Annotated in this window: 12 protein-coding genes; 6 read left to right on the forward strand and 6 right to left on the reverse strand. The window is 70.0% G+C overall.

Annotated elements, in window-relative coordinates:
• Positions 1-4: 4 nt before the first annotated feature.
• Positions 5-571: a telomere-protecting terminal protein Tpg gene (tpg, locus tag ACH4U8_RS43590; protein ID WP_395784023.1), complete on the forward strand. Its 567-nt coding sequence runs from the start codon at positions 5-7 to the stop codon at positions 569-571.
• Positions 572-652: 81 nt separating this feature from the next.
• Here tpg and ACH4U8_RS43595 read toward each other — a convergent pair whose 3' ends face one another.
• Entirely contained in the window at positions 653-928 is a 276-nt protein-coding gene (locus ACH4U8_RS43595; RefSeq protein ID WP_395784025.1) for a three-helix bundle dimerization domain-containing protein, read from the reverse strand.
• 298 nt (positions 929-1,226) lie between these two features.
• On the opposite strand from ACH4U8_RS43595, the gene ACH4U8_RS43600 reads away from it, so the two are divergent.
• Positions 1,227-1,556, forward strand: coding sequence for an amphi-Trp domain-containing protein (locus ACH4U8_RS43600; protein ID WP_395784027.1), 330 nt, complete (start codon positions 1,227-1,229; stop codon positions 1,554-1,556).
• A gap of 57 nt (positions 1,557-1,613) precedes the next feature.
• On the opposite strand, the gene ACH4U8_RS43605 is transcribed toward ACH4U8_RS43600, so the two are convergent.
• The 3 genes from ACH4U8_RS43605 to ACH4U8_RS43615 form a co-directional block, all read right to left on the reverse strand.
• Positions 1,614-2,945, reverse strand: a complete 1,332-nt coding sequence (locus ACH4U8_RS43605) for a diacylglycerol/lipid kinase family protein (RefSeq protein ID WP_395784029.1) — start codon at positions 2,943-2,945, stop codon at positions 1,614-1,616.
• A 376-nt stretch (positions 2,946-3,321) separates the two neighbouring features.
• Positions 3,322-4,668: a serine/threonine-protein kinase gene (locus ACH4U8_RS43610; RefSeq protein WP_395784031.1), complete on the reverse strand. Its 1,347-nt coding sequence runs from the start codon at positions 4,666-4,668 to the stop codon at positions 3,322-3,324.
• 389 nt (positions 4,669-5,057) lie between these two features.
• Positions 5,058-6,293, reverse strand: a complete 1,236-nt coding sequence (locus ACH4U8_RS43615; protein WP_395784033.1) for an FAD-dependent oxidoreductase — start codon at positions 6,291-6,293, stop codon at positions 5,058-5,060.
• A 73-nt stretch (positions 6,294-6,366) separates the two neighbouring features.
• On the opposite strand from ACH4U8_RS43615, the gene ACH4U8_RS43620 reads away from it, so the two are divergent.
• The 3 genes from ACH4U8_RS43620 to ACH4U8_RS43630 all read left to right on the forward strand — a co-directional run bounded on the left by ACH4U8_RS43620 (position 6,367) and on the right by ACH4U8_RS43630 (position 8,905).
• Positions 6,367-6,939, forward strand: a complete 573-nt coding sequence (locus ACH4U8_RS43620) for a TetR/AcrR family transcriptional regulator C-terminal domain-containing protein (protein ID WP_395784108.1) — start codon at positions 6,367-6,369, stop codon at positions 6,937-6,939.
• A gap of 210 nt (positions 6,940-7,149) precedes the next feature.
• On the forward strand, positions 7,150-8,229 hold the full coding sequence (locus tag ACH4U8_RS43625; protein WP_395784035.1) for a protein phosphatase 2C domain-containing protein: 1,080 nt from the start codon (positions 7,150-7,152) through the stop codon (positions 8,227-8,229).
• A gap of 139 nt (positions 8,230-8,368) precedes the next feature.
• Entirely contained in the window at positions 8,369-8,905 is a 537-nt protein-coding gene (locus tag ACH4U8_RS43630) for a DUF2716 domain-containing protein (protein ID WP_395784037.1), read from the forward strand.
• A gap of 167 nt (positions 8,906-9,072) precedes the next feature.
• Here ACH4U8_RS43630 and ACH4U8_RS43635 read toward each other — a convergent pair whose 3' ends face one another.
• Positions 9,073-9,912, reverse strand: coding sequence for a hypothetical protein (locus ACH4U8_RS43635; RefSeq protein ID WP_395784039.1), 840 nt, complete (start codon positions 9,910-9,912; stop codon positions 9,073-9,075).
• A 418-nt stretch (positions 9,913-10,330) separates the two neighbouring features.
• On the opposite strand from ACH4U8_RS43635, the gene ACH4U8_RS43640 reads away from it, so the two are divergent.
• Entirely contained in the window at positions 10,331-11,155 is an 825-nt protein-coding gene (locus tag ACH4U8_RS43640; protein WP_360321063.1) for a hypothetical protein, read from the forward strand.
• A 549-nt stretch (positions 11,156-11,704) separates the two neighbouring features.
• Here ACH4U8_RS43640 and ACH4U8_RS43645 read toward each other — a convergent pair.
• Positions 11,705-12,118 (reverse strand): MarR family transcriptional regulator, encoded by a 414-nt coding sequence (locus ACH4U8_RS43645; protein ID WP_395784041.1) that lies wholly within the window; start codon positions 12,116-12,118, stop codon positions 11,705-11,707.
• Positions 12,119-12,301 lie beyond the last annotated feature (183 nt).

A 12,301-nucleotide genomic window follows, 5' to 3' on the forward strand; every position in this document is an offset into this window, starting at 1 on the left:
CGACATGGGCAAGATCGGCGACGGCCTGGACCAGGCCGCCCAACACGTCCTCACCCGCAAACCCCCCCAATCCACCAAGGCCCGCATCCGCTTCCTCCTCGGCAAGCACCAGGGCCGCACCCGCACCGTCGCCGCGCTCCTCGGCGTCAGTCAACGCACCGTCGAGCGCTACCTCAAGGGCGACCGCAAAACCCCACCCCGCCCCGTCAACGCCAAAATCGACGCCGAAGTCCGCCGCCTGTGGCAACCCCGAGTCCGCCGCCGCGCCGAACAACGCGCCGCCGCCACCGGCGGCGTGATCGTCGAAACCCGCGCCCGATTCGGCTTCTCCTCCTCCGCCGGCTCCACCGACGACCCCCGCATGCGCCGCATCACCCAGCCCCTGCCCCCCACCCACGCGCAGGAACTGTTCGCCGCCCACCACGCCGGCGCCCCCGAACGCGACCTCGAACGCATTGTCGCCGCCGGCCTCCACCAGTCCTACTTCCAGGAAAGCGGCACCCGAGCCGACGACCTGGACGCGGTCGAACTCACCGACGTGGACTACATGGAATTCGACATCCGAGGCTGAAGCCCGAGACCCCGCGCGCCCGCGTCCGGATCGGCCGGAGTCCCTTGTCGGCCCTGCAACACCCCGACGTGCACCTTCGGCTCACCGAACCTCGAGGTGCCAGGCCGTGGACCCATGCGCCCGGGGCTCGGGGTCCGCCGGCGGTGGTGCAGGTGGCGTGCCGCCGTCCTTGATCATCGTTCTGGCGCGTCGTTCGACCAGGATCGGGACGTAGGTCCGGATCCTGGCATCGCTCAGCGCGTCGTGGGCCGCCTCGACGTGTGCGTCGACGGTGGCCGGATCCACGGAGGGAAAGGCGGATTTCAACCGCGCCGCCGCATGCCGGACCGCTGCCTGCTCATCCTGCCGGGCGTTCATACGAGAATCCTCGAAGACGTCACCGAAGGTGCTTTCCGCAGATCGTGTGGTCGGGTCGGCCGCACCCGGGGCGGAACGATCGAGGTGCAAGACGACCCGGAGCCGCGGCGGGTCCGACGCGGACCCGCCGGGGAATCGATCGGCCCCGTCTCCATGGGAACTTGCCCGACTCGCGGCGTCCAGTCGAGCGACCGGCAGTGCGCCGCACCGGGCCGCACGCGGTCACCGGATGCCCAGGGCCCACGGGGGGCGCAGACTCGACTGCATAGGTTGTTGGCAGCCGATGGGAGGCTTTCCCATGAAAGACCTGAAGTTCGAGCAGAAGGGCTCGTTGTCGCGCTCCGAGGCAGCCGAGTTGCTCTCCGCACTCGCGGCCGCGCTCATGAGCGGCGGTGACGTCGAGTTGGAGCTCGGGTCGGGCGTGCTGAGCATGCACGTTCCCGACGAACTGCGCAGCGAGGTCGAGGTGGAAGTGGGCGAGGGCGAGGTCGAACTCGAGATCGAACTCAAGTGGCCGACCGCGCAGGCCGCGGCAGCAGCGGCGCCCAGGTCGAAGTCCAAGTCCAAGTCGAGGTCCGTCGAGACACGGTCACCGAGTGGTGATCAGGAGTCCACGGAAAAGCGATAGACCGCCACCTCGCGACAAACCGTCCACTTGAGGAACCGTCCGTTTCGCGGTGGACCGTCACTTCCGGTCCCGGTCCCGGTGACGGGTCGAGGCGAGACGCGCCGTGGCCAGTGCTTGGTGACGCAGCAGCGCCAAGTCGATCGGAGGCTTCGGCCGTGGCACGCCCGGCCGTTCGCGTGGCACCCGCACCCGCAGTGCGAGCGGTTGGATCGACAGGCGCACCGGGGTGGGCATGAGTACGGCCTCACCGTCGATGCCGACCGGGATCCGGGGGGCGTCGGACTCGACGAGCACCTCGTGTGCGACCAGTGTGCGCAGTCCCCTGCCACGGCTGCCACGAAGCAGTTCGACGGCGTGCTCGGCGTTGTCGACCGTGATCGCGATGACGCCGAGCAGGCCGGTGTCGAGGCGGGCCCGCCGGCCCGGTTCGGTCGGACCACCGAACTCGTACGGGTTGTTGCTGACGAGTAGTGCCTGTGGGCCCTCGATGACCACCTCGTCGTCGATCCGGACGACCAGGTGGGGGCCGCGTTGGCCCGAGAGCATCTCGGGAAGCAGCCGAAGCATCGTGCCCCGCTTGTCGTCCCGGTACGCCGGGCTCTGCACGACCTCGGCGTAGGCACCGAACGAGGCGTTGTTGACGAAGGTTCGCTCGCCGATCAGCCCCAGGTCCAGGGACAGTTCGACGCCGTCACGCAGGGCGTCGAGGCCGGCGTCCGGCCGTTCCCGGTCCAACCCGAGGTCCATCGCGAAGTGGTTGCGCGTGCCCGCCGAGACGACGACGAACGGGAGGCCGTTCTCGGCGGCGACGGCGGCGACGAGTGCCTGGGTGCCGTCGCCGCCGGCGACCCCGAGCAGATCGGCGCCGTTCACCACTGCCCTTCGGGCCAACTCGGCGACATCGACCCGGCCGGGACCATTCAGCAGGGCCACCTCGGCGCCCAACGCGGTCGCCTTGTCATCCAGCGCGAACCGTCGGACCTTTCCTCCACCCGAGTGGGGATTCATGATCAGAAACGGTCGGACCGGGGACGGCTTCTCACGCTCGGGCATGCCGTGGGGCGGCCGGGCCCGGATCAGTGCGGCTCTGGCGGCAGCCACTGCCAGTGCCACCAGGAGCAGCGTCACCACGATCTCCCACAACTGGTGGCGGGCGATGTAGAAGACGATCACGGCGATCGGCAAGGCGAAGGCGAGGGTGAGGCAGACCCAGCGCAGCGGGCTTCGGTTGCTCAGGAAACCCCACAGCGCCGCGAGCGTCACCGCGAGTCCGAGCACACCCACGATCAGCACGGACAGACTCCGGAAACCGCCGATGATCAGCATCGCCACGACACCGAGCGCAGCCGCGAAGGCCAGCCGGGCGAGCCGGCGTTGGGCGGGGGTCACCGGTAGCGATTGCACCTCGGGGCTCTCGGCTTCCCCGGGACGGCTTCTGCGGCCGTGACCGACTCCCGGGGCCCGGTCGGGTTTCTCGGCATCCGTCATGGCTCCTCCGTGACCGCGTGAACACGAGACGCAGGATCAGTCCGAGCTTCCGCGCCGGTCATCGTCCTATCCACGTTAGTGCCGGATGCGATCCGCCACCCTCCCGACCCGCGACGGGTCCGGTGGACCATCGGCAGTGAACCCGGCAGCCGGGCCGCCGGCTCGGGTGGCACCGCTGGCAGCGGGACGCGCCCCTGCCCCGCGGTCGTGACGGACGGACACGGTCCACGCCTGCGTCGGCGAGGTCGGGTCGTCGGGAATCCGCCGGGTGGCGGGTCTACCGCTCCGGCTTGCCGGGAGGTCCGCCGGATTCATTTCTGTTCTTCCTGGGCTTGGTGTCGCCTTTCGGCTGCTTGTTCGGGCCCCGGGTCGGGGAATCGCCGCTCGCGGACGCGGACACCCGGTCGCCGACGGAGTGGGTCGTCGCCCGGGGCGGAGCGGCGGGAGCGGTCGCGCGCGCGGGTGGCGTCGAGGGCGAGGGGGAGGAGGCCGTCGTCGGGGTCCCGGTGGGTGGGGCCGCCGGCTGGGTGGCAGGCGGCAGCGGCGCGATGGCCGGGGCCGGACGGCCGTCGTCCGTGCCCGGGGCGGCGTGGTCGTCGAGGACCGACATGGTCGCCGCACACGCACCCAGTACGAGGCCGGCGACCAGACCCGCGACGGGCAGGCGATGTCGTATCCGCCGTACCGCCGACGTACCGGACGCGGCCGGCGTCGAGGTCGACGGAGGCACCTCGCCGACGGACGCGTGGCCGGCCACGAGCACCGGTTCGCGCGGCGTGCCGGCGGTGGGCGCGGACGACGACGCGGCGGCGTCGAGCAGACGCACGCACTCGGCGGCATCGGGCCTGGTCGCGGGATCGGCTCGCGTCATCGCCTCGATCACGGAGGCGAGTTCGCCGCGAACGTAGGACGGGATGTGCGGTGCGCGCAGCGAGCGAGCCAGGCCGGCTTCGAGGGAGGCTCCCGGATACTCGCGTTCGCCTTTCAGCGCCTCCAGCAGGACCAGGCCGAGGGCGTGGACGTCGCACGCGGGCCCCGAACCCCGACCGAGAATCTGCTCGGGTGCGAGATACGCGACGGTGCCGACCACGGTGCCGGGAGTGGAACGGGTGGGTTCGTCGACGAGACGCGAGATCCCGAAGTCCGCCAAGTACGGCGCGTCGCCGGGGCCGATCAGGACATTGGACGGTTTCACGTCCCGATGCACGATGCCCGCCGCGTGTACGTGCTCCAACGCCGAGGCCAGCCGCGCGCCGAGCCGCGCCACCCGGTCGCCGGTCAGGGGGCCGTCCAGGATGTGTTCGCGCAGGGTGACGCCTCGGATCAGGCGCATCACCACGTACGTGCAACTCTCGTGCCAACCGACATCGTGCACCGTGACCAGGGCAGGATGTGTCAACCGGCCCAGCAACACCGCCTCTTGGCAGAACCGTTCCGCCGTCACCGCGCACACGCCCGGTCGGAAGACCTTGACCGCGACCTCCCGCCGCAGGCGCAGATCGACGGCCCGGAAGACATCGGCGGTGCCGCCCGCACCCAACAGCGGGCCCAGGCGGTAGCGACCGTCGAGGATGCCGCCGCTACGGGGAAGGGGACGCCGTATTCGACGCGGCAACGCCGTCATGCAGTCTCCCCGGATCGGCCCCGACAATGCTCGGGTCCCTACCCACCCATGGCCCCCGCATACCGAAGCGCACGACCCGAAAGCCGAAATCCCCACGTACGTCACGGACATCGCCCCGTCGCGACCGAGGCGGTGCCCATCCGTTTCCGAACACGAGTCGTGTCGTGCCGCCGTTGGGGTGCGTGGCGAGGTGGGGGAGCGGGGCCGAGGCCCACCCGACAACCCCGCCCCCACGCACACCTTTCCAGCGGCAAACGCCCCTTCGGGCGCGACCCGATGCCCACGCTTCGGGTTCGGGCAACCTCGACTCGAAGGAACCGGCGCCCGAGCCCGTCGGATGTGCGCGCGAAGGGGCGTCGATCCCGCTGCCGGCCGAAAGCCTCCCCCCGTCAGGGGTATTCCGGAAGCAGCCAGTCCCCGCCCCGGTCCTCCTTCGCGCGGCGCGCGACGAAGTCGGGGATGTGCAGGAAGCAGGCCAGGGCGGCGACCGAGTGGAGCGCGTCGATGCCCACCTTGTGCTCGGGCATGCTCAGCCGCAGGACACGCGGCTTGACCTGGGCCTGGATCGTGTCGACGAAGGGCCGCAGCGTGCGGTCGTAGTTCGCCAGGGCGCCGGCCAGGTCGTGCGGGCTTCGGTTGATCTCGCCGGCCAGGACGTACGCGCCGACCAGGCCGCCGGAGATGCCCATGCCGCTGTAGGGGGAGGGGCAGTACGCGGCGTCCCCGACCAGGACCACGCGCCCCTTCGACCACGTGTCCGTCCGCACCTGCACGACCTCGTGCGAGTACAGGTCGTCGGTCGCCGCCAAGCCCTCGAGGAAACGCCCGGTCTGCCAGCCCGCGTCGCGGAACCTGTCGGCCCAGAACTCCTTCCGGCGCTCGATCGACTCCCGGTGGACGGCCGATGCCTCCTGCGACTCCTCCCGCAGCACGAAGTAGACCTGCGTCTCGGTCGGGTTGTGACTCCTGCGCATGATCATCCGGCCGCCGGGCGCGTTGTAGGTGTCCCGGATGTTGGAGTCCGTCGCGATGCGCGGGACGAACCAGTAGGCCATGTGGATGCCCACGCGCCGGTAGGGATCGGGAGCGCCGGCCGGCAGGATGGCCCGCCGCACGCGCGACCCCTGCCCGTCCGCGCCGACCAGGAGATCGAACTCGCCCGAGGACCCGTCCGAGTAGTGGGCGACCACGCGCTTCCCGTCCTGCTCGAATCGGTCCACGCTGATGCCGAAGACGTGGTTCACGTCCGCCTTCGTCGCATCGTGGAGGATGCGCACCAGGTCACCGCGCATGATCTCGTACTCCGACGTCAGAGTCTGCCGACCACGCCCGGACGTGTTGGCCATGATCGTCGCCCTCGCCTTGCCGCGGGCATCGACCAGGGCGACGCCCGCCTCGTCCACGAGCTTGTTCCTGATGACGTCGAGGAGCCCCATCCGCCGTATGGCGTCGATGCCCTGGCCCCGAAGGTCGACCTGGGCACCCGTGGCCCGCAACGCCGGGAAACGTTCGACGACGGTCACCCGGTGACCGCCTCGGGCGAGCCAGTAGGCCAGTGCCTGGCCCGCGATCCCGCCGCCGCAGACAAGGACTTTCAACGAGGGGTTTTCGGCTTCGTGTGTCATGACACCCTCTCTTTCTATCACTGATAGGTGCATGTACAGCGTCACCTATCACTGATAGATTGTCAACGTGAAGATGACCCGTGAGACCGTCGTCGGCGAGGCACTCGACCTGCTCGACGAGGTCGGCTTGGACGCCGTCAGCACGCGACACCTCGCGAAGCGACTGGGCGTGGAACAGCCGTCGCTCTACTACCACTTCCGCAACAAGAAGGAACTGCTCGGTGCCATGGCCGAGGCCGCCATGGCACCCCATGCGACGGCCCTGCTGCCCGATCCCGCCGACGACTGGCGCGACTGGTTCCTGGCGAACACACGCAGCTTCCGTCGCACCCTGCTGATGCGCCGCGACGGCGCCCGACTCCACGCCGGAAGCAGCCCCGCAGGGGAGGACCTCGACCGCCTCGCCCGCAAAATGGCGTTCCTGCTCGCATCGGGCATCCCCGAGCGGGACGCCCGGATGGCGATGCTGGCCTCCGGCTACTTCACGGTCGGCTGCGTCCTGGAAGAGCAGGCGGACACCGACCCTGACACACACCATCCCGAGGTCCCGCACATCAACCACGAGTCGGCCTTCGAAGCGGGCCTCGCCCTCATCCTGGACGGACTGAGCAACCGCATCGCCGAGCCCCACCCCACCTCCGAATAGGCCCGCGACCCCACGCCACCAACCGCACGCCCCTCACCCGCGCCGGCCCGCCCACCGCAGCTCCGCCGGGCGTCTCGGCGGTGCGCCCACACGACCCCGGCGGATCTCGGGCTTGTGGCCAGGATGAAGGCCGATGGTTGACCTTCACCCTGGGGGAACCCACAACATCGGTCCGGCCGGGCGACGTGCTCGGCATGAGGAGGAGCGGGCATGGGGTTGCTGACCATCGGGGCGTTCGCGAAGGCGTCCCGGCTGTCGCCGAAGGCGCTGCGTCTGTACGACGAACTCGGTCTGCTGCCCCCCGCGCGGGTCGATCCGGTGACCGGCTACCGCCTCTACGCACCGGAACAACTGGATCGGGCCCGGCTGGTCGCCTGGCTCCGGCGCCTGGGGATGCCCCTGACCCGCATCCGGTACGTCTGCGCGCTGGACGGACCGTCGGCGGCCCAGGAGGTCCGCGCGTTCTGGGCCCGGGTCGAGGCCGACACCGCCGCACGGCGGGACCTGGCCACCTTTCTCATCGACCGTCTCTCCCGGAAGGACCCCGCCATGTCCCCGACTGCCAAGCCCCTGGGAATTCGTTACGCCGCCCTTTCCGACACGGGCCTCGTGCGCGAGAGCAACCAGGACACCGCCTACGCCGGGTCCCGCCTGTTGGCCGTCGCCGACGGCTACGGCAGCGCAGGAGCCCGCGCAAGCGCCGCTGCCGTCGACGCGCTCAAGCGTCTCGAAACCGACGGCATCCCGGCGGGCAATCTCCTCAACGTCCTCGAAGACGTCATCGAGCAGGCCAAGCAGGCCGTGCACGGCATCGCCGCGACCGGCTCTTCGCCCGAAGGGGCCGGCACGACGCTCACCGCAATGCTCTGGACCGGCTCGCAGTTGGCCCTGGTCCACATCGGCGACTCCCGCGCCTACCTCCTGCGCGACGGAGAACTGTTCCGGATCACGCACGACCACACCATGGTTCAGTCGATGGTCGACGAGGGACGCCTCAGTCCGGAAGAAGCCGCCTCCCACCCCCAACGGTCGCTGCTGATCCGAGCCCTGGGCCAAGGAGCCGACGCCACCCCCGACATGCGTCTTCACGACGCCCGGCGGGGAGACCGGTACCTGCTCTGTTCCGACGGTCTGTCCACCGTCCTGCAGACCGAAGAGATCCGCCATACGCTCGCCGAGATCAGCGATCCCGAGCAGGCCGGCCGCGAACTCATCGCCCTCGTCAACGGCTTCGGCGGCCCCGACAACGTCAGTTGTGTGGTCGCCGACGTCATGGAACTCCAGCAGTAGGCGCGAGCGGCAGGCACTTCGAACTGCACCGGTTCCGCTCTCTGTAACTCATCCGTGAAACCGACCAATCGCGGCTCGCCCGGTAGAGCCCGCAGGTCGCCGGCACCACCGGCGGATGGGCCAACGATAGATTCGCCTGGTGATCGCCGAACGCCTGCACCGTCTGTCCGGCCCCGAATACATGGGTATCCGGGACCGTTTCGATGCCCGATTCGACTTCAGACCCAGCGTGTGCGTGTTCTCGGGGATCACGGAGCCTTCGCCGTCGATCACGTGGAGCCTCGACGCGCTGAACGACGACCCCGGCGACCGACACCTCGACCGTCTGGTCGACGTCGTCCAGGACGGGCTCACCGACCACACCCGGCCGGGGGAGTCGCTGTGGATCCTGGACTGGCAGCACACCTGTTACCGGCTCCGTCCGGATATCCCGGACACCGACATGTTCCTGCCCCGCGTCCTCGAAGGGCGCTCACGGGAGGGTTGGCCGCTCGGCCCGTACCCGAGCGGGGACTACCACGTGTTCCTCGCGGAGGACCTTCGATTCGGCACCTTCGGACATCCCTGGGAACACTCCCTGTGCGTGTTCGGCGCGGAACTGCCGGACGACATCGAGGAGGACGTGCAGCGCATCCTTGGACGCCCCCTCCGCCGAGACGGAGCCCCGGCCGCCTGAGCGGCCTTCGCGCCCGCCACCTCCGTTCGGCGGCGCGGCGGTTCGACGCAGTGACCGACCGGGCGCGCTACGCCGAGCTGTGCCACTACAACGACAACGGGGAGTACACGCGTCCCGCCCGCGACGCGGTGGCCGGTTCGTCGGGCCGACGACTGCCGGCCGGCGACTCAGGACGGAGCGTCCCGCCGCGCAGCGGTGTGGCGCGCCGTCCGGTTGCGCCTCATGCGCACGTGGATATCCGTGTTGCGCTCCCGGATGAGCGGGCGCAGGGCATCGGGGTCGCGCAACGCCGGGTGCTCCGTCTCGACCTGTTCCCGGGCGAGCCGTGCAGCCGTCACGCGGTCGCGATAGTTGTCGAACACGTGGACTTCCAGGCTGAAATCGGTGTGGATGGAGTCGTACACCATTCCGGCCCCGCGGCCCAGGCCGGGAGCCGCCGGGTCCAGCGAGCCGATCTCCACCGCCCATTCGCGCAGCCACTCCGTAGTGCCGGGCAGCACGAGCAGTCCCGCGCGCATGCCGATCACCGGACGGCGATGCCGTTCGTCGTACCCGTGAAAGCGCCGGGGCGGGCGCGCGCCGAACCATGCCTCCCGGTCGGCGACGGCCTCCGTGAATCCGGTCCTACGCAGCCGAAGTGTCCCCTCGGACGGCGTCGACAGCGGGAGCTGCCGTCGGAGTTCGCGTGCCGCACGGTCACCGAACGGTGTCGATTGGGTCGGCACGACCACGATGGACGGCGACGGCTCCGCATCGAACGGACTCGGGTCCAGGAACGGGCGGTCGACGACCAGGACGGTGTTCTGCGCCCGCCGGTGCGCCATGCCCCACAACAGCGAACCCAGCAACAGCGCGCCCGATCGGTGGGTGACGATGTGCCGGTAGCCGTGGAACTCGTCGACGGCGAAACGCTCGGTGGTTCCGGGACGCAGCCCGAGCAGGGTGTACGGGCGACCGTCCAGAACAAGAGTGCGACTGTGCACCTTGAGTCCGTTGTCCGAGGTCATGCCTGTCGGTTCTTCACTTCTCGTCACATCCATCCTGGTGAGGGTCCGTCGGGTCCGTCGTGCGGCAGGGTTCCAGCCGAGGCGCCCAATTGTCACCCGGTTTTCACCGACGTCGACGCCCGGGAACAGGAGGCGGCCGGGCGGCCACGCGAGGGGCAACCGCCCTACGGCCGAAGCCCGGGCCGCAGTTGCTCGGGGGCGCCGATCGGCGCCACCCACCGGCCGGTTCACCCGTGACGAAGAGCGTCCGATCGTGCCCGTGATGGAAAAGTTCCATCAATTTGGCACATTATCCGACAGTTCCGCATTTTCGACATGCGGCCGCCCGGCGGTCCGGCAGCATGGCGGACAGTGGCCCGGCGGTGGCCGGGCCCTGGGGGATGGGGGATTACCGATGGCTGCGCCCGCGCCTGCGCCAGTGACCCTGACTTGGACGGTCACGCCCGGTGCCGAGACCAAGTTCGCGGACCACAAGTGGCTGCACGACTCGAGGCACCACTTCAGGTTCACCGTCCCGCCGGGGACGAACGCGATCGACCCGGCGACGGTCAGCGTCGACGAGTGGACCAACAGCTCCACAACGCCGTTCACGCACGCGGACTGCACGGAACTGCGCAAGGAAGTCCGCAGCCGGAGCCTCAAGCCGAAGGCGTCGCTGCTGGAGGCGGTGCTGCCGCTGGTGCTGAAGATCCCCGACGGGTGGAGCTGGCATCCGGGCAAGGATCACGCTCAACTCGGCATCACCTGGCCCACCCCCGGCGCGCAACTGTTGCGGGCGGTGCAGTTGCTCATCGCCTTGCGGGCCACGGTCGAGGCCCGGTCCGATCTCGGACGGTTGCTGAACGCGACCGGGACGAGCGTGGTCGCCACGTCGGGCGCCAAGCCCGAACGTTTGGACTTCGACTGGAACGCGGCCTTGCTGGAGGGCCGCGCGGCGGTCAACGAGTTCCTCGAAAACGCGATGCCCATCGTCGAGAAGCCGCCGTCTCACTCGGTCAGCAGCACGACCCTCAACGAACTGCTGATCGCTCGGATGTTCGCCGCCGACCCGAAAGGGCTGGGTCGGCTGCTCGAACTCGGTTTCGTGACACCGGACGGCATGGACGGCCACCCCTTCAAGGACGCCGTGAAGGGCTACAAACTCGACGCGCCCTGCGCGAGCGCGGTCCACCAGGCGTACAACCACCTCCGGTTCGTGCTCTACCTCGAATGGCGGGCCCTGCACGAGCTGTGCCAACGGTGAACAGCGGCCTGTAGCACCGCCGTTGCCGCGCCGCGGGGGTGATCCACGCGACAACGGCCGGCAACGGCGGCGACAGGCGCCTCACCGGGCGCACCCATGCCGACGGGTTCCCCTCCGCGGTCGACGCGAGCGGCGACGCCGCATCCGCCCCCACTCCCGAACGCCGGCGCCCGACGCGACACCCGTGGCCGATCGCCGCGCACGGATGTCGTCGGGACCACCCGAGGCCGTTCCGAGGAACTCCCCTCGGGATTACCGGTGTCGGACCCAAACGCATGCCTGGTCGCAATATTTGTCACCAGTCAATAATTCGATACGCTGCACATCGGACGGCGGAGCAAGACACGGCCACCGACGTCAGACAGCGACGATCCCGTCGCTCGATCCCGCGCGCCCGCGACGGGGTGAGGCTGCCGGTCCGACGAAGGGGGTCGCCATGGGGCACCGACCGGTGTCGGCTCGCGACGCCTTCGTCGGCATGCCCGGCGCCCCCGGCACACGTGCGGACGGGCGCGCCGCACGCCCCGTCGGGGGTGACGTCCGCTCGGGTCAGGCGGTACGGGCCTGGGGGACGCGCGCTGCGTCGGCCACCTCGTCCGCGAGAGTGGCGGCGGCCCCGTGCAGGGCTTCGAGGCCCTTGAGCAGCATCGTCCTGGTTTCCGGCGACATGCGTGCGGTCACCACGGCCAGCTCGCGCTGTCGGCGCGCGCGCAGATCCGCCAGGAAGGCACGGCCCCGCCCGCTCAGCCGCAATTCGAGTTCCCGACGACTGCTGGCACTGGGCGAGCGCTCCACGAAACCCACCGCCTGCAAGCGGTCGCACAGGCGACTGGTCGAGGAGGGCGTCGACCGCAGACCGTCGGCCAACGTGCGCAGGTTGATGCCATCGTGCTGCTCCAGCAGGAACAGCGCCCGCAGCTGTGACGTGGAGACGGGAGCCGTGGACGCGCGCCCAAGCAGCATCTCGAGCAATTCGGCCGCGGCAGTCGCCGTTCGCGCCGTCTCGTCCGCTTGGTCGTGTCGAGGGGAGGAAACCCCGCTCACCGCCTTACTCTGACGCCCGAAACAGCCGCCGGCCCGACGGCCGCGCCGTACCACAATAGACGCTGGAAAAGCGGTTGATCCGACAGCGGTCCGGACCGCCCC

Source organism: Embleya sp. NPDC020886, from assembly GCF_044333915.1.
Classification (GTDB): domain Bacteria; phylum Actinomycetota; class Actinomycetes; order Streptomycetales; family Streptomycetaceae; genus Embleya.

What these genes read in the sequence shown, in the direction of transcription:
- tpg (WP_395784023.1), top strand. Translation starts at nt 5, where the DNA reads ATGGGCAAGATCGGCGACGGCCTGGACCAGGCCGCCCAACACGTCCTC.
- ACH4U8_RS43595 (WP_395784025.1), bottom strand. Translation starts at nt 928, where the DNA reads ATGAACGCCCGGCAGGATGAGCAGGCAGCGGTCCGGCATGCGGCGGCG.
- ACH4U8_RS43600 (WP_395784027.1), top strand. Translation starts at nt 1,227, where the DNA reads ATGAAAGACCTGAAGTTCGAGCAGAAGGGCTCGTTGTCGCGCTCCGAG.
- ACH4U8_RS43610 (WP_395784031.1), bottom strand. Translation starts at nt 4,668, where the DNA reads ATGACGGCGTTGCCGCGTCGAATACGGCGTCCCCTTCCCCGTAGCGGC.
- ACH4U8_RS43615 (WP_395784033.1), bottom strand. Translation starts at nt 6,293, where the DNA reads ATGACACACGAAGCCGAAAACCCCTCGTTGAAAGTCCTTGTCTGCGGC.
- ACH4U8_RS43620 (WP_395784108.1), top strand. Translation starts at nt 6,367, where the DNA reads ATGACCCGTGAGACCGTCGTCGGCGAGGCACTCGACCTGCTCGACGAG.
- ACH4U8_RS43625 (WP_395784035.1), top strand. Translation starts at nt 7,150, where the DNA reads ATGGGGTTGCTGACCATCGGGGCGTTCGCGAAGGCGTCCCGGCTGTCG.
- ACH4U8_RS43635 (WP_395784039.1), bottom strand. Translation starts at nt 9,912, where the DNA reads ATGACCTCGGACAACGGACTCAAGGTGCACAGTCGCACTCTTGTTCTG.
- ACH4U8_RS43645 (WP_395784041.1), bottom strand. Translation starts at nt 12,118, where the DNA reads ATGCTGCTTGGGCGCGCGTCCACGGCTCCCGTCTCCACGTCACAGCTG.